The sequence below is a fragment of the Fictibacillus nanhaiensis genome (genome assembly GCF_019801215.1).
GTDB lineage: Bacteria > Bacillota > Bacilli > Bacillales > Fictibacillaceae > Fictibacillus > Fictibacillus nanhaiensis_C.
On record NZ_JAHVJO010000002.1, the window covers coordinates 732,065 to 747,748 of the forward strand.

Sequence of the window (15,684 nt, forward strand, 5' to 3'; positions counted from 1 at the left end):
TATTTACGGAGAGGCTTTTTTTACACCGATTCTTTTTTGTCGCTCGAATCTAACAGCTTCATCTGCTCGAGTTCCAGTCTCATCTTTTGTGTCTCGATTACATAGTTGTCGTGCTTTAGTCGTTCAAGTTCAAGCTCATCTTTTATCATCTTATGTTTCAGTTTTGTCTGTGATTTAAAATGTCCTAAGACGATTGCGATAATTGGAATTGAGAATATCATAATGACTGAGATTATTCCGGTCATAGTACTCCTCCTAGAATTTTTTACCTTCTTATCCAATAATACCAAATATTAACATGGTTCGCATACCCATCAAGGGAACTTTTCCTTATGCCTTCAAGATACCGCTTTTTGTACGGCTTTTTTAATAATGATTTCGGTCTGCTGAGCAAGCTCTTTCGCCTCAGTCTGTTGAGGATAGATAGGAGGGTGCACTTCAATAATAACTTCTGCTGGTTTAATCCAATACCCCTGCTGCTCCATAATTTTATAAGAACCATTGATAGTAACCGGTATAATAGGAACACCTGACTTTGTCGCTAATTTAAAACTTCCCGCTTTAAAACTAGCCATGTCGTTTCCTTTACTCCTCGTCCCTTCTGGAAAGATCACAAGCGAAGTTCCGTTCCGAAGCAGTTGTGCACCTTCATTGATCGCTTTTACCGATTGTCTTACATTATTTCGGTCCATAAACAAACAATTCAGCTGCTCCATCCATGTACCAATAAACGGCATTTTTTTCACTTCGATCTTTGAAATAAAAGCTTTCGGTTTCTCGATATACCCTAATAATAATGGAATGTCAAAATTACCTTGATGGTTGCTCACAAATAACACAGCCGTGTCTTTTGGTATGTTTTCTTCCCCATTCACCGTTATACTAGATCCGCTAAGTTTCACAAGAGATTGTGACCACTCTTTTACTTTTTTATCTACTAATTCGTCACGTTCTTCAATCCTGCCCGTTTGCTGCAAATGTTTGACGCGATATAACGCTGGAATATATGTAATCAATATCCCCCAAAAATAAAAAAACCATATAATCGTACGCAAAACGTTCCCCCACTTTAACTAATTGTTAGTTCACCAGCTCTATCTGTCGGTGATTGTCTTAAGCTGTGTGCTGGAAAGATAAATGTCCAAGGCATACTTGTCTCGGCAGGAATTTCCAACGTATAAACGGACATGAAATCCGCTACTATCTGTTCTTCCTCTTTATAAACCACTCTTTTTCCTAACAGTGAAAATGCTTCTTTAGAATAGTTATTTAATAAAACTGTTACAAGAAATTCGTCTTTATGATTGAATGCGGTCTTTACTAACACAGCCTGTTGTCCTTCTTTTTGTTCATGATGAATGTCAGAAAATATTTGTTCGATGTTCAATCTGTCTCGCTGTGCTAAAGTCCTATCCCACGCTGGTTCGAATACCAGTTTTTGCAAGGTGCATCACCCCTTTGATTCATATTATCATATTTTTTTATCCATTTTTTCAAAAAAGATGTTATTCCGACAATCTTCTTGGGTATATCTTCCTTGTATCTAAATTTACCCATAATTAGAAAGGAATGTGAATGATTTTGAGAAAATCGTTTTTTGCACTACTTGCAGCATGTTTGTTGTTAGCTCCTGTAAGCGCTTTAGCCGAAGGAAATGATTCATCTAAAGCACAAACACAAACACTTACACAAAATGTACTCAACATTGATTCCAGCGTAACGGCATTTTCTAATTTTACCGTAAGTCCATCCATGCATAACTTAACAGGAGCGATAACGCTTAACGGAAATGTACCAGACGCTGAGAAAAAAATGCATCCTGTCTATAAGTTTAAACTTGAGAACAAGACTATGGGTACGCTCAGCGGATTAACCGTAAACATCCCTTATCCTCCAGAAACTCAGCTAGATACCTCCTTTCCCCATGAAGTTCTTATTACGGAAACCAACAAAAACCGAAACAAAGAAGATATTCACTTAACCTATGACACTTCCACTGGAATCAATTTAACACTTCCGGATATGGAAAAGGATGAGATCTTAACCTTTGATGTAAAATTTTTCTTGCTTGGATTAGAAAACGATGATGACGATGATGATGACGATGACGAGGAAATGATCGATCTAACAAAGATCATCATTAAACCAGACGCAAAAGTAATAGAATGGTTTAAAAATGATGTGAAAATAAGACTGATGCTTATGCTGAACAATACAAACAACAAGGATATGGAAAAAGTAATCCTGAAAATGAAACTCCCTGAAAGTCTTGAAATCAATGAAGCAATGATTTCTGGGATAGAAGGTGCAACGATCACCATTAAAGACGGGTACGCCATGATTTATCTGCCAAAGGTAGTAATGCATGATTCAAATATCGTTCTGCATTTTAACATAAAGAAAATGGAAGGATGGGACAAACTACAGCTCCCGCTTACGATTGGAATGGATGGGATGACTGATGTTCCTCTTGCTCCTCTTACTTTCACGATAAAAGATTCACCTGTGATCGATTGGAAGAAGATTTTTGCTAAAGGTGAATTTACGGCTGAAATGAAAAAAGACAAGCTTTGTTTAGATTACATGCTCTACCTTGATAATAAAAACGGGACAGCTGCAAATTCGTATAAACTGCGACTTCTCTTGCCCGATTCTGTTAAAGTGGAAGACCTTGAAGTATCCGGCATAAAAGGTGCCAAAATTGAAATGGATAAAGACGGTATTGTTTGGATCATCATCCCTTCTTTAGAAACAGGAATAACAAAGCTTCACGTCAGTTTAACAGGAACCTATTCAGGTACGGGTGATGAGCTTTCTACAGATCTCATGACAGAAGGTGCTACTGGCGTTACCGCTTCCCTTTCTACAACCGTTAAAGGTCTTTCTTCTACAGACAGTGAGGCACCAGTCGTTGTTACAGATACAGAAAAACCCACTCTTGCTTCAGGAAACACGCTGCCGAAAACAGGAAGCCCGTTTAGCCAATTAACGTGGACAATGATCGGAACGTTGTTTGTGCTATTAGGAATCGGACTGTACTATAAAGCAGTTCGGATGCAGGCATGAATCCAAAAACAATAAAGCGCGGAGGGATTGCCGTCTTTATGATCGGCCTTGCCCTTCTCGTTTTTCCTATGATCACAGGCTGGCAAACAAATAATGAACAAGCGGCACTAGAAAAAGAATGGAATGCGTTAAACACACCATACGACAATCCGCTTAAACTTCCTGCAGTAAAAGCAGCAAAATCGACGAACACAGAAAAAGATAACGATCCGAAAGCTTCTGAAACAGCAAAAGGACAAGCTCTCAAAAAGGGAGTAATCGGGAAGATGTCGATTCCTAAAATCGATTTGCAATCCATGATGGTACCAGGTGTTTCACAAAAAGACCTTCAAAATGCAATTGGATGGATGACATCAACCTCTTTTCCAGGTGAAAAAGGCAATAGTGTCGTGGCTGGGCACCGTTCACATTCGTACGGACAGTTCTTTCATCGCTTGGATGAAGTGGAAAAAGGTGACACCATAAAAGTAGAAACGACTTCCGGACCCATCCTTTATCGAATCTATGAAAAAGTTGTTGTAACACCGGATAACCTCTCCGTTCTAGAAGCTAAAAAAGAAGAAGAGATTACATTGATAACATGTGAGCCTCTTTACTCCGATGAGTTCCGTTTAATCGTAAGAGCTGAACGTATCAATTAATCAAAAAAACTACCTCAGATCAACCGTGTAGCCCACGACCCTGAGGTAGCTTTTTTATTATTTATGACTCTTTTCTAAAGAATTATTGCTTTTGGAATCTTTTTTCTCTCATCATATAAAAGTTACGCAAGGTCCGAGACTCCTAAGGTAGCAATGTGCCAGGTGAGACACAACTAGCACAGAGCGCCAAGGAGGCTCACCGCACGCCCCGTGGAAAGCGAGCAACCTGGAGCGGAAATCAATCACTCTCAAGAACAACATAGCATGGGAAAACAGCTTATTTATAAATAGAACTAGCAGCTTCTAAAAGGTTTTTTTTTGCCTTCTTGCTGTCCGTTCCTTCTTTTATTAAATACTCCATCTTATGATACAAGCCATCTTCTTTCCAGCTTAAGATTGGCAAGTCACTGTTTCCAGAAAAATACGCTTTCGTTCCGTTTGTAAGCTTAACCACTTCTTCGGTTTTTAGCTTTTCTCCATTTTGAAGGAACGTTGAAATGCGATAAGCAAGATAAACATTCTGCCCTTCCTGTTTTGGATAGAATACTGTATCCAGCAGGATGTTTCTCTTTTCACCCCAATCGGATATCTGGAAAGTAGACAATACGACTTTAAACGGCAGCTTATCTGGCAATTCTAAAGAAAAGGGCACAGCTTTTTGTGCAGCCTCTTTTGATACCGGTTCATAGTACCTTGGATAAGCACCTTTCGGATGATCTTGCAGCTTTAAGTCCTTATCGTTCAAAGTACCCATCGCCTTACTCTGACAGCCTACAAGAAAGACAATCAAAACTATATAAACCCAAAAATGCTTCCTGTTCAAATCGCCCCACCCATTCCTTTAGTTTTTAATGGAAGAAGGTACCTTAACTCTCCAATTATGATCACACGTTGCTTTAATGATTCCTCTTTTTAACATGTAATTGGCCATTAGCTCTGAAACATCAATAGGTATGTCCTTTATGACTTTCTTTCCTTTAAACATAAGATAATCTCCGCCCCCACCAGCACGGTAGTTGTTCATTACTACGTTATAAACTTGACTATCTTTAACTTCCTGATCTTTATACGATAATTCCGTGATCCGCTCACCAATCGGTCTTGACAAGTCGATCGTATACGAAATTCCTTCCCACATGTCATAATTGTAATGCTGTGGCTTCGGAACTGAAAAAGCCGGATTAACCGAAACTTTACCATCTTTGTTCACCATAAAATAAGCTGCCGAACGCTCAAGAGCTTCTCTCATGTCCTTACCGGTAATCTCGATCACTTTTAGCGTATTTGGATAAATATAGTTGGAAACAATATCACGCATGGTAACATTGGAAGAAAATCCTTTTGATTTGTTATCAAAAAGAGCTGTACTTGAGATATCAACTCCAGCGGCATCCATCTGCACTTTGTTGATAAATTCAATCAGCGGATTATCACGCAATCGCGTTTCCATGCTATTCGTAATCTCCATGTCTCCCTCAATGACACCGATGGGCTGATCAAGCCACTTCTGAGCTCTTTCTTCATATGGAGAGATCAATCTTAGCACGTGTTCGTGGGCATCGTACCCTTTCGTTGAGAGGTTGGCTGATTTTTTGTGTGTGATTTCCCATCGATCTTTTCTATTTCTAACTGTTATTTCTACATGACCTACTGCATTTCCTTGTGTACCTGGCTGAATTAAGGCCACGCCATTAATTTCTTTGTCTTCGATCAGACGGTGCTGATGACCTGTTAAGAGTACGTCTATTCCTTCAACTTCCATACAAAGCCTATATCCTTGATTCTCTTCTGTAAGTGCTTCTGTTGGCTCTCCTGTTTCTAGATCTCTTTCAAAACCTCCATGATATGAAACGATGACCACATCTGCTTGTTCTTTTAAAAGGGGAACATATCGGTTTGCCGTTTCAACAGCATCTAAAAACGTAATGCCAGCAATATGTTCAGGGTTTTCCCAATTCGGGATATAGTGTGTTGTCAGACCTAGAACTGCGGCTTTTAGCCCACTATCGAATGTTTTTATGACATAGGGCTGTCCAAAAATAGGTTCACCCGATTTTTCCCAGATAATGTTTGCGGACAACCATGGAAATTGAGATTCGCTGACGGTTTTTTGTAAAAGAGGAAGACCATAGTTAAATTCGTGATTGCCGATTACAGCAGCATCAAATTTAAGCTCGTTTAATAGAAGAACCATCGGATTCATAGATTCCTCGCCTATTCTAGCGTAATGATAAGTGAGCGGTGTGCCTTGTATAAGATCTCCATTATCGATCACGATACAATTCTTATGTTCTTCTCTTTTCTCTGTTATTAACGCTGCAGCCTTTGCTAGACCCAGGTCAGCTTTTTGATTGTTTCCATATGTTATAGGAAGTACATTTCCATGAATATCACTCGTAACAAAAATATGTAGGGATTGTTCCAATAAAACCAACCTTCCTTTCCAACATCTATGTAGTACCATTATACAATTTTACTATTATTAGTACCTTTACAAAATTTTTACTTTACATTTATATAAATATGATATTATAAATAAGCAAGAAAATTTTACATATTATATGGGGGTTCGACAACAATGTTTAAAAAACTAGCAACAGTCGGCATGTCCGTATTACTTGCCGGATCAGTTTTAGCCGGATGTAGTTCCGACGAAAAAGAAACTACTGGTAAATCCGGGGATGGCTATGTACCAAAAGAATTAACGGTACAATTCGTTCCTTCTCAAAACGCTGAATCTTTGGAAGCAAAGGCAAAGCCGCTTGAAAAATTATTGAAAGACGAGCTCGGAATTGATGTGAAAGTAAGTGTTTCCACTGACTATAACACGATTATCGAAGCGATGAAATCCAAAAAGGTAGATGTAGGTTTTCTTCCTCCAACTGCTTATGTATTAGCAAAAGAAAACGATGCAGCTGAAGTCATTCTTCAAGCACAACGTTATGGTGTAAATGAAGAAGACGGTTCTCCTACGGATGATCTTGTAGCTGAATACCGTTCTATGATTGTCGTAAAAGCTGATTCTGATATTAAAAGTTTAGAAGATCTTAAAGGGAAGAAAATGGGCTTCCAGAACGTAACTTCATCTGCTGGATATGTATGGCCTGCTGTTGAAATGATGAACGCTGGAATTGATCCAATGGCTGATGTGGAAACTGTAACATTAAAAGGACATGACCAAGCGGTTCTAGCTGTTCTTAACGGAGATGTAGATGCTGCAGCGGTATTTGAAGATGCTCGTAACATTGTTAAAGGGGATTATCCTTCTGTATTCGATGATGTTCGCGTTCTTCACCGTACTGAGCCAATTCCAAACGATACGATTTCTGTTCGTTCTGACATGAGTGATGAGTGGAAAACAAAAATCCAAGACGCTTTTATTAACATTGCTAAAAGTGAAGAAGGAAAACAAATCGTGAAAGATATCTACTCTCACGAAGGTTATTCTAAGTCTGAAGATAAGATTTTCGACATTGTTCGTGAATATGGAGAAAAAGTGGCTGAGTAATCTATATTAAGCAACAAACATGATAACCGCATGAGGTCACACCCTCTTTGCGGTTTTTCTTTTGTCCCGTATAGATAATAAAAAATTTGCAGGAATGTTTCTGGTTTTGTCGAAATTTCAAATGTTACATGAATCTAGCAGAAAGTTGGTCCACCTACATGATAGAGTTCAAGAATGTCTCAAAAGTATACCCAAATGGAACAGTTGGCTTAAACAACATTAATCTCACTATTGAACCTGGAGAGTTTGTTGTAATCGTAGGACTTTCCGGAGCAGGCAAATCGACGCTGCTTCGATCCATAAACCGGCTGCATGAAATTACAGATGGAGAGATTGTCATTCATGATCAATCCATTACAAAAGCAAATGGAAAACAGCTGTTAAAAATCCGCCGTGATATTGGTATGATCTTTCAAAACTTCAATCTAGTAAAACGCTCGTCCGTGTTGAAGAATGTTCTGTCAGGTAGAGTTGGATACCATTCCACATTACGAACCGTTCTCGGAATGTTCCCAAAAGAAGACATTGATCTATCTCTTCGCGCCTTAGAGCGTGTTAATATTTTGGAAAAAGCTTATTCCCGTGCAGATGAACTCTCAGGCGGACAGCAGCAACGTGTATCCATCGCCAGAGCGTTAGCACAAGAAGCGAAGATCATCTTAGCTGATGAACCCGTTGCCTCTTTAGATCCATTAACGACTGTTCAAGTAATGGATGATCTGCAGCGTATTAACCGAGAGCTGGGTATTACAACAATTGTTAACTTGCACTTTATTGATCTTGCCAGACAATATGCTACTCGAATTATCGGGTTACGTGCCGGAGAAGTTGTTTTTGACGGCCCTGTATCTGAAGCAACAGATGATAAGTTCTCTGAAATTTATGGTCGTGAAATCAGTGAAGATGAGTTGCTAGGTGAAACAGTATGATGAAAACGGAATGGAATCAAGAAAAACAGACACTTAAACCTCTTGGTCATGTTCCAGATCCGCCAAGCAAATTTAAGCATTATGTAACGGCACTTTTTATTATTGGTCTACTTTTCGCTAGTGCTTATCAGACTGAAGCGACATTCGAAGAATTGATTCTAGGACTTCCAGAGATGGCCAAATTAATGGAACAGATGCTGCCACCTGACTGGGCATACTTTGAACCTATCGTAGAACCGATGCTTGAAACCATTCGTATGGCTGTTCTAGGAACGACGTTTGGTGCGATCATGGCTGTTCCTCTTTCCCTGCTCGCGGCATCAAACGTTGTGAAAAGTAAAATTCTTTTTTATCCAACACGCATGTTTTTAAATTTGATTCGTACAATTCCTGATTTGCTTAAAGCTGCAATCTTCGTGGCAATCTTTGGTCTTGGTGCGATACCGGGAATTCTGGCTCTAACCTTCTTTTCACTTGGACTCATATCCAAACTATTATATGAAACGATTGAAGCGATCGATAAAGGACCTCTCGAGGCGATGACAGCGGTCGGCGCCAACAAGATACAATGGATCTTTTTCGGTGTAGTGCCGCAAATTTCAGCCCATTTTATGTCGTACACCCTTTACACGTTCGAGGTAAACATCCGTGCTGCTGCCGTTCTTGGTTTAGTTGGTGCAGGCGGGATTGGCCACTATTATGAAAAAACGCTCGGCTTTTTACAATATGACCGGGTTGCGTCCATCATCATTTTTACACTCGTTATTGTTTTGATCATTGACTACACAAGCACGAAGATACGGGAGAAATTATTATGAGTACGTATTCTGTTAAACGACCACCTCGAAAGATTTTTTTTAAGCTGACTATTTTTGTATTATTGACACTTCTGTATGTTTGGTCTTTTGCCGGCATTGAGTTTAATGGTTTTAAAGAAACCGCAGCTATCATTTCTAAAGCTATCCTTTCTGGAATCTTAAATCCAGATTGGGATTATGTGTATTTACCCGAAGGAGAAGACCTTCTTAGAGGCTTGCTTGATACACTTGCCATCGCCGTTCTAGGTACTTTTATTTCGGCTATCCTTTGTGTCCCTTTTGCCTTTTGGGCAGCAAACAACATTAGCAAATTTAGACAGATTTCAGGAACAGGAAAATTTGCTCTAAGCATCGTTCGTACGTTCCCTGAGATCATTATGGCGATCATTTTTATTAAGGCTGTAGGACCTGGATCATTTGCCGGTGTTTTAGCACTAGGGCTTCACTCGATCGGGATGCTTGGAAAGCTGTTTTCAGAAGCGATCGAAAACATGGACTTAGGACCAACAGAAGCCTTGCTTGCAACAGGCGCGAACCGCTTCCAAATTCTTTGGTTTGCCGTGCTTCCTCAAGTATTTCCTGACTTTTTGTCTTACACGCTTTATCGCTTTGAGATTAATGTTCGTTCCGCTACAATCTTAGGGGTAATCGGAGCAGGAGGAATCGGTACGCCGCTTATTTTTGCCCTTACTTCGCGTGACTGGAACCGTGTAGGAATCATCTTGCTCGGAATTGTAGTGATGGTTACGTTGATCGATATAATCTCAGGTTACCTTCGCAGACGAATTGTTTAGTGATTTCGACAGACAGCTTTTACAGGCTGTCTTTTCTTGTGCGAAAATGTATCATTTAAAAACTCAAGAAATCAAATGACTTCTTGAGTTTATCTGTTGTATTTTTTGTTACTTTTTATTCATCTCACTAAACGTTTGCACAAAATCGATAATTGCGGGTCCTAACAAAACGATAAAAAGACTTGGGAAAATAAACAGCACTAAAGGAAACAGCATTTTAACAGGCGCTTTCATTGCCGCTTCTTCCGCTCGCTGCTTTCTTCTGTCTCTCACTTCTGCAGATTGAATCCGCAGCACCTGAACCATTCCAATCCCCAATTTTTCAGCTTGTAGAATCGCACTAATAAAATAGCTCACTTCATCAACACTCAGACGTTCCCTGATTTTCCCGAGCGACTCACGACGGGTTTTACCTAACCTCATCTCCTCTAAGCAGCGATGAAATTCTCCTGTTAGAACACCTTCTTTTTTTGAGACGAGTTTGCTAAGTGCTCCATCAAAGCCCAATCCAGCTTCTAGACTAACCGTTAATAGATCCAAAACATCTGGCAGTTCACGTAACGCGAAATAGTTTCTTGTTTTTATTTTTTGTTTTAAATAAAAACCGGGCAGGAACGCAGCCACTCCTAATCCTAGAAGAAAGAATAATAATCCTGTTCCGAAAGCTACGTTTAATAGCTTGCTATACAATACGGAACCGATTGGAAAAAAAATAAAAAGTGCGATCTGCATCATACGATATTCAACAGGTGTCATTCCAAATGGATTTCCTGCCTGATTTAATAACTTTTCGATTTTCGCTTCTTTTTCTCCAGGCATTCTTCTCTTAAAGCTTCGTTTGAATTCCTTCCATAGGGGCCAGATAAACCGGTTTGAAAAGGAAACAGGCATGTCTAGAGTGACGGAGGTTTCCAGGTTGCTTCTTTGTCCATTCATTCCTAATGCCGATGATAAACGCCTTTCTACAAACTGCTTTTTCTCACTCGCCCAAACATAGATGGAGTACGCAATGAGGGTAATGGTTATAAAAAAAGTAAGATACATCATCTTTTTACACCTCAATTGTTGTGATTTTTCGGATAAGGATAAAACCTATGATTCCTGATATGGATCCACATGCAATCATCACCCAGCCGATCATGTTCTCAAAAAGTGTTCCAATGTAATTAGGTTCAATTACATATAAAAGGATCGCTAAAATCAGGGGGAGGAGTCCGATAATAATACCTGACAGTTTCCCTTGTGCAGTCAAGGTTGTAATTTGACGCTGAATTTTGGTCCTGTCTCGGATGGTTTCCACAATTTTCTCCAGAACCGTGGCAAGATTACCACCTACTTGGCGCTGAATAATTATTGCTTGAATCATCAGATCAAGGTCCTCACTCGGCATCCTCACTTTTAATTCATTTAGTGCCTCCTCAATCGTGCTTCCGTATTGCATTTCTTTCAGTACCCTCTCCATCTCTTCTTTAACAGGAGATTGTGCTTCTTCAACAACCGTTAACAGCGCTTGAGGAAAACTAAACCCTGCCCGCAAAGAGCCAATAACCGTAGTAATTAAATCAGGGAGACCTTCATTAAATTGTTTGACACGCTGTTTTTTCTTTTTCTTTACCCAGATTCCGGGTGTGAAATAACCAATCCCTGCACCGATTATTAAGAAGAAGAAGGAGTTGGTAATAAGCAAAAGAAGCATTCCTAAAAGGGATACTATGATCCATTGAAACATGACATACTCCTCAGATTTCAAAGGAATACCTGCTTGCTCGAGCATTACAGATAACTTTTTGTTTTTTTCCTTCGATAACACTTGATCTCTCACTTTTTGCTTATACATTTGAACTTGGACAAATACGTTAAAATTGGACGGCTTTACTTTTTTTCCGTCTTTAATTTCTAAAAAGTGTTTCATCCGCCGTTCTAATCGTTTATTTGACATAAAAATAAGCTTTAACATTCCATAAAAGAACAAAAAGGCAGTTACTAGGATAAGGAGTAAAAACAAATACGTCATCACTCTCAATCTCCTTCCATAAACACACTCGTTGGAATGTGTATACCCGATTGTTCCAGGCGTTCAAAGAATTTTGGCCTCACGCCTGTAGGTGATAAGCGCCCTATTATCTTTCCGTTCTCATCCACACCTTCTTGTTTATATTCAAAAATATCCTGAAGGACAATCACGTCACCTTCTAGTCCTTGTACTTCCGTTATATGCGTTATTTTCCGGGTTCCATCCTTGAGCCTGGCTTGCTGGATAATTACATCAACAGCACCTGCGATCTGTTCTCGTATCGCTTTAACTGGAAGATCCACTCCCCCAAGCAGTACCATTGTTTCAAGCCTGGCGATCATATCTCTTGGAGAGTTGGAGTGACCTGTAGCAAGAGAGCCGTCATGCCCAGTGTTCATCGCTTGCAGCATATCAAGTGCTTCTCCCCCACGCACCTCACCGATTACAATACGGTCAGGGCGCATACGCAAAGAGTTACGTACCAGGTCTCGTATCGTTATCGCTCCTTTTCCTTCAATATTTGGCGGACGGGATTCGAGTGAGATTACATGCTCCTGCCAAAGTTGCAATTCTGCAGCGTCCTCAATCGTAATAATCCGCTCATCCCCTGGAATAAATGCAGACAGAACATTTAAAGTAGTCGTTTTCCCGGAGCCTGTCCCCCCACTAACAAAAATATTTAAGTGAGCTTTTACACAAGCTTCAATGAATGCAGCCATCTCTCTTGTGACAGTCCCAAAATCTATTAAATTTTCAATCGTGAATGGATCTTTTGAGAATTTCCGGATGGTTATAGTAGGCCCAATCAATGATAACGGGGGAATTATGGCATTTACACGAGAACCATCTGGCAACCGCGCATCAACCATCGGACTGCTTTCATCAATTCTCCGGCCGATCGGCGCACATATTTTTTCTATCACATTTAGAACATGTTCTTCATCTCTAAATTGAATAGGAGTTAAAACGAGTTTTCCCTTTTTCTCGGCATAGACTTGATGAGGTCCGTTAACCATTACTTCAGTAACATTTTCGTCTAACAAGAGAGGGTTTATCGGACCAAAACCTGTTAGATCATTAATTAATTCATCAATAACTTTCTTTCGATCTACTGCCCCTCTAAAGGTTTCATCTTCTTTTATAAAATCAATGGCCATGCCATCTAGTTTCGGAATAATCTCTTCTACTGCCACATCTTTTAGTTCGTCTAAAATCTGTTTATGTAAAAGATTTTTAAGCTGTTGGTGTTTTGTTACTTTTTCCCTGCGTTCAGAAGACTTCACATTTGCTTTACTCTCTGTTTTTTTTACTTGTCTAAAGGAGGATATCAAATCTTTTTTTCCAACAGGCTGTTCTGCAGATTGTGTTTCTTCCAGAGAGGCTCCACCTGGATTCTTGGCCTGGATTTTTTCTAATAAACTCATGTATCCCTCTCCTTATCCTTTTACTTTCGATCTGCGAAAAAGTTTTCCTAATACACTTCCTGTTTTTGATTCTGCTGGTAAAAGAGTAATTTCTCGTCTCGTAGAAATCTGTTCAGCCATTTTAAAAACGGCCTTGGCAATGTCCGTTTTTCCTTGATTCACAACAAAAGGAATACCAATATTGAGTGATTGTGTGGCGATCTGCCAGTCGTTCGGGATAAAAATAGGACTTTCAATGTTCAAAATATCTGCTACGTCTCCCGCGTTAATAACACTTTCCATCGTGGAACGGTTAACGACAACCTGTACTTTTTCTTTTAACCCGAGCATGTCGAATGTTTCCATCATCAATTTCGTGTTTTTTAATGTAGCCATCTCAAGATTTGTAAGAAGTATAATTTGATCTGCTTTTTCAATAATAGGCAAATTGCGTTCTGGCAAACCTACACCGGTATCTGTTAAAACATAATGGTTCTCTAGCAATAATAAGTCCAGGATCTTACTAACAGCTTCTTCCCCGATCAAGTCGGCATACTCCGGTCTTTCAGGAGCAGCAAGGACCTTGATTCCTGATTCATGCCTGTTTAAATAGTTTGCAAGACTATGCTGATCCAACTGCTGAATTTCCTCTACGACGTCTTTTATCGTAAATGTAGTCTGAAGATCCAGCGCTAAGCTAACATCTCCAAATTGAAAGTCTGCATCCACAACACCGATCTGAATATTCTTTTTGCACAGGGCGACAGCAAGGTTTACCGTTAATACTGTACGGCCAATTCCTCCTTTGGCACTGCATACCGCAATCATTTCACCCCGTACCTGTCTTTTTACTTCTCTTTGATCTCGCAGTTGGCTCTCCATGATTGCCTACCCCTTTTTTTAGATATTCATCAATACTGAATTCTACTTTTTTGTTTTTAATTTGCTCCGCACGGCAAGATGGATGTTTCCGTTTTCTTCTGCATGAACAAGTTTTAATACATCGTCTGGAAAAAGCTCTAACGTTACAGAACTATATTCGACATACGGCTCACCTTCAACCGGTTCAATCATCTTTCTTCCAATCGCAAGGACCCGAACGTTTTCTGATAGCAATATCGTCTCGATTTTATTTCCATCTGTTGTTTTAGTGGAGGCAAAAACATCCACATAATCTTCTGGTTCAATCAAGTTAGATACAGACTGAACAAAATTCACACCTACTGATACTGCGCGAAATTGTTCTTTCACCTTTCTGCTCACTCGTAATGATTCTTCCGTTGTCGTACGTGCATTATGCTTTAAAAAGACTTCACCCTTCGCCATCTTTGTCGTGCTATAGTTGTTTTCAAGATCTGAAATGCTTTTCACTGATTCTGGATGCACGGAAGCTTCTGGTACATTTTCATGCGAAAGCATATCTGCTGTAATTTTTTCATTTTGTTTAATTTCCCGATTAGCGACTACAACCTTAACCGTATTCTCAGATAGAACGGTTGCCGCATTGTAGTTTCCCATATGGTTATAAAATAAAAAGGTTGTTATCAAACCCATTACAATAGCCATTCCTAAAATCAGTTTTGCTCTCATGTCTTCACCTACTCTGTTAGTCTTATACTAAATGCACCCTTACTTGCGTTAACGGTTTTTACAAAACCCGTTCCTGCCCGTTTGACAAACATGCCTGTGATGGAGGTGTCTTTAGAGTCCATCGGTTTTGTAATATAAAAGTAAGCGAAACCTTTTATTTTCACTTCTTTTAACTGCTTGCCGCCTGAATCTAGTTTTTCGTATACAGGTATTAAAATAATTCTTGAACAATCTCGGTGGTGTGTTTCACCTTCTGGATAGGGACAAGCATTGATTCTTTCCTTAATAGAAGAACGTGTCTTTCCTGCAATATTACCTGTTTGCGTTTCTAATATATCTCCAACCTCAAGTTCACTTTGATAACCGTACAACAAGTTATCTTCATACGTAGCAGCACCTGGACCACCAAGAGCAAGAACTCCAAAGTTACCCGCTTCTACACCGGTCTGATCTACTTTTAGTTTATATTCTTTGTTAAACTCTAAGCCTAAACCTTCATCGATCCCTAGCGGCGCGACACCGGCGGCTTTACCCATTGTTCCAAGCTCTGCTGCAGCATGAACGTTTACTGGGGCTGTATCAAAACCGAATAGCTGAGAAAATGTTAGCCTAACTTCCTTTGTAAGATCTACGCTCACTTTGTCTTCCATTGTGATGTGCATATTCTGCAAACTATGATTTTCACTATGTTTTTCAAGCGTTTCATGCACGATCATCCGTACAGAATCTTCCTTGTTTGTAAGCTCTTGAGCACCTGAGAGGACAGCAGCGTTAGCTGACTTTTGCAGGTGGCTTTTTGTTAAAAACAGTTTTCCGCCATCAATGACAAGTCCCGTCATTGCAATAAGTGCTAAAAGACTGAATGCAAACAGGACAATCGTATTTCCATCTTCTTTTCTTATTAAACGTTTCATCATCCAT

General features: G+C 39.7%; 17 protein-coding genes. 6 read left to right on the top strand and 11 right to left on the bottom strand.

Going from position 1 to position 15,684, the window contains the following annotated elements:
* Positions 1-20: 20 nt before the first annotated feature.
* From KUV80_RS12245 to KUV80_RS12255, 3 genes are all read right to left on the bottom strand, one after another.
* A complete protein-coding gene (locus tag KUV80_RS12245) occupies positions 21-245 on the bottom strand; it encodes a hypothetical protein (RefSeq protein WP_222462983.1) in 225 nt (74 codons plus the stop codon).
* A 93-nt stretch (positions 246-338) separates the two neighbouring features.
* On the bottom strand, positions 339-1,055 hold the full coding sequence (locus tag KUV80_RS12250) for a lysophospholipid acyltransferase family protein (RefSeq protein WP_222462984.1): 717 nt from the start codon (positions 1,053-1,055) through the stop codon (positions 339-341).
* 14 nt (positions 1,056-1,069) lie between these two features.
* The gene (locus tag KUV80_RS12255; RefSeq protein WP_222462985.1) at positions 1,070-1,444 is read right to left on the bottom strand and encodes an SLAP domain-containing protein; all 375 of its coding nucleotides are present in this window, start codon (positions 1,442-1,444) and stop codon (positions 1,070-1,072) included.
* A 137-nt stretch (positions 1,445-1,581) separates the two neighbouring features.
* On the opposite strand from KUV80_RS12255, the gene KUV80_RS12260 reads away from it, so the two are divergent.
* Both KUV80_RS12260 and KUV80_RS12265 read left to right on the top strand, forming a co-directional pair.
* Positions 1,582-3,066 (top strand): hypothetical protein, encoded by a 1,485-nt coding sequence (locus tag KUV80_RS12260; protein WP_222462986.1) that lies wholly within the window; start codon positions 1,582-1,584, stop codon positions 3,064-3,066.
* The gene (locus tag KUV80_RS12265) at positions 3,063-3,707 is read left to right on the top strand and encodes a sortase (protein WP_222462987.1); all 645 of its coding nucleotides are present in this window, start codon (positions 3,063-3,065) and stop codon (positions 3,705-3,707) included. Before KUV80_RS12260 ends, KUV80_RS12265 begins: the two co-directional genes overlap by 4 nt.
* 277 nt (positions 3,708-3,984) lie before the next feature.
* On the opposite strand, the gene KUV80_RS12270 is transcribed toward KUV80_RS12265, so the two are convergent.
* Positions 3,985-4,530 (bottom strand): hypothetical protein, encoded by a 546-nt coding sequence (locus KUV80_RS12270; RefSeq protein ID WP_222462988.1) that lies wholly within the window; start codon positions 4,528-4,530, stop codon positions 3,985-3,987.
* Positions 4,531-4,548: 18 nt separating this feature from the next.
* Positions 4,549-6,171, bottom strand: coding sequence for a bifunctional metallophosphatase/5'-nucleotidase (locus KUV80_RS12275; protein ID WP_222462989.1), 1,623 nt, complete (start codon positions 6,169-6,171; stop codon positions 4,549-4,551).
* Positions 6,172-6,285: 114 nt separating this feature from the next.
* Here KUV80_RS12275 and KUV80_RS12280 point away from each other — a divergent pair, with 114 nt between their 5' ends.
* The 4 genes from KUV80_RS12280 (at position 6,286) to phnE (KUV80_RS12295) (ending at position 9,756) form a co-directional block, all read left to right on the top strand.
* A complete protein-coding gene (locus KUV80_RS12280; protein ID WP_222462990.1) occupies positions 6,286-7,215 on the top strand; it encodes a phosphate/phosphite/phosphonate ABC transporter substrate-binding protein in 930 nt (309 codons plus the stop codon).
* Between the two features lie 158 nt (positions 7,216-7,373).
* Complete coding sequence (gene phnC, locus KUV80_RS12285; protein ID WP_222462991.1) at positions 7,374-8,144, top strand: phosphonate ABC transporter ATP-binding protein; 771 nt, start codon at positions 7,374-7,376, stop codon at positions 8,142-8,144.
* Positions 8,144-8,962, top strand: a complete 819-nt coding sequence (gene phnE, locus KUV80_RS12290; protein WP_222462992.1) for a phosphonate ABC transporter, permease protein PhnE — start codon at positions 8,144-8,146, stop codon at positions 8,960-8,962. The genes phnC and phnE (KUV80_RS12290) overlap by 1 nt, the downstream gene beginning before the upstream one ends.
* Positions 8,959-9,756 (top strand): phosphonate ABC transporter, permease protein PhnE, encoded by a 798-nt coding sequence (phnE, locus tag KUV80_RS12295; RefSeq protein WP_222462993.1) that lies wholly within the window; start codon positions 8,959-8,961, stop codon positions 9,754-9,756. Before phnE (KUV80_RS12290) ends, phnE (KUV80_RS12295) begins: the two co-directional genes overlap by 4 nt.
* Before the next feature lie 108 nt (positions 9,757-9,864).
* Here the strand turns inward: phnE (KUV80_RS12295) and KUV80_RS12300 are convergent, their stop codons facing one another.
* Genes KUV80_RS12300 through KUV80_RS12325 form a run of 6 tightly spaced genes read right to left on the bottom strand, consistent with a single transcriptional unit; the run spans position 9,865 to position 15,677 of the window.
* A complete protein-coding gene (locus tag KUV80_RS12300) occupies positions 9,865-10,803 on the bottom strand; it encodes a type II secretion system F family protein (RefSeq protein WP_222462994.1) in 939 nt (312 codons plus the stop codon).
* A 4-nt stretch (positions 10,804-10,807) separates the two neighbouring features.
* A complete protein-coding gene (locus tag KUV80_RS12305; protein WP_222462995.1) occupies positions 10,808-11,770 on the bottom strand; it encodes a type II secretion system F family protein in 963 nt (320 codons plus the stop codon).
* Positions 11,771-11,775: 5 nt separating this feature from the next.
* The gene (locus KUV80_RS12310; RefSeq protein ID WP_222462996.1) at positions 11,776-13,194 is read right to left on the bottom strand and encodes a CpaF family protein; all 1,419 of its coding nucleotides are present in this window, start codon (positions 13,192-13,194) and stop codon (positions 11,776-11,778) included.
* A 12-nt stretch (positions 13,195-13,206) separates the two neighbouring features.
* Complete coding sequence (locus KUV80_RS12315; protein ID WP_222462997.1) at positions 13,207-14,055, bottom strand: AAA family ATPase; 849 nt, start codon at positions 14,053-14,055, stop codon at positions 13,207-13,209.
* A gap of 42 nt (positions 14,056-14,097) precedes the next feature.
* The gene (gene cpaB / locus KUV80_RS12320; protein ID WP_222462998.1) at positions 14,098-14,763 is read right to left on the bottom strand and encodes a Flp pilus assembly protein CpaB; all 666 of its coding nucleotides are present in this window, start codon (positions 14,761-14,763) and stop codon (positions 14,098-14,100) included.
* A gap of 8 nt (positions 14,764-14,771) precedes the next feature.
* Positions 14,772-15,677: a TadE/TadG family type IV pilus assembly protein gene (locus KUV80_RS12325; protein WP_246625172.1), complete on the bottom strand. Its 906-nt coding sequence runs from the start codon at positions 15,675-15,677 to the stop codon at positions 14,772-14,774.
* Between the last annotated feature and the right edge of the window lie 7 nt (positions 15,678-15,684).

What these genes read in the sequence shown, in the direction of transcription:
- KUV80_RS12325 (WP_246625172.1), bottom strand. Translation starts at nt 15,677, where the DNA reads ATGAAACGTTTAATAAGAAAAGAAGATGGAAATACGATTGTCCTGTTT.
- phnE (WP_222462993.1), top strand. Translation starts at nt 8,959, where the DNA reads ATGAGTACGTATTCTGTTAAACGACCACCTCGAAAGATTTTTTTTAAG.
- phnC (WP_222462991.1), top strand. Translation starts at nt 7,374, where the DNA reads ATGATAGAGTTCAAGAATGTCTCAAAAGTATACCCAAATGGAACAGTT.
- cpaB (WP_222462998.1), bottom strand. Translation starts at nt 14,763, where the DNA reads ATGAGAGCAAAACTGATTTTAGGAATGGCTATTGTAATGGGTTTGATA.
- KUV80_RS12245 (WP_222462983.1), bottom strand. Translation starts at nt 245, where the DNA reads ATGACCGGAATAATCTCAGTCATTATGATATTCTCAATTCCAATTATC.
- KUV80_RS12265 (WP_222462987.1), top strand. Translation starts at nt 3,063, where the DNA reads ATGAATCCAAAAACAATAAAGCGCGGAGGGATTGCCGTCTTTATGATC.
- phnE (WP_222462992.1), top strand. Translation starts at nt 8,144, where the DNA reads ATGAAAACGGAATGGAATCAAGAAAAACAGACACTTAAACCTCTTGGT.
- KUV80_RS12275 (WP_222462989.1), bottom strand. Translation starts at nt 6,171, where the DNA reads ATGGTACTACATAGATGTTGGAAAGGAAGGTTGGTTTTATTGGAACAA.
- KUV80_RS12315 (WP_222462997.1), bottom strand. Translation starts at nt 14,055, where the DNA reads ATGGAGAGCCAACTGCGAGATCAAAGAGAAGTAAAAAGACAGGTACGG.
- KUV80_RS12300 (WP_222462994.1), bottom strand. Translation starts at nt 10,803, where the DNA reads ATGATGTATCTTACTTTTTTTATAACCATTACCCTCATTGCGTACTCC.
- KUV80_RS12280 (WP_222462990.1), top strand. Translation starts at nt 6,286, where the DNA reads ATGTTTAAAAAACTAGCAACAGTCGGCATGTCCGTATTACTTGCCGGA.
- KUV80_RS12310 (WP_222462996.1), bottom strand. Translation starts at nt 13,194, where the DNA reads ATGAGTTTATTAGAAAAAATCCAGGCCAAGAATCCAGGTGGAGCCTCT.
- KUV80_RS12305 (WP_222462995.1), bottom strand. Translation starts at nt 11,770, where the DNA reads ATGACGTATTTGTTTTTACTCCTTATCCTAGTAACTGCCTTTTTGTTC.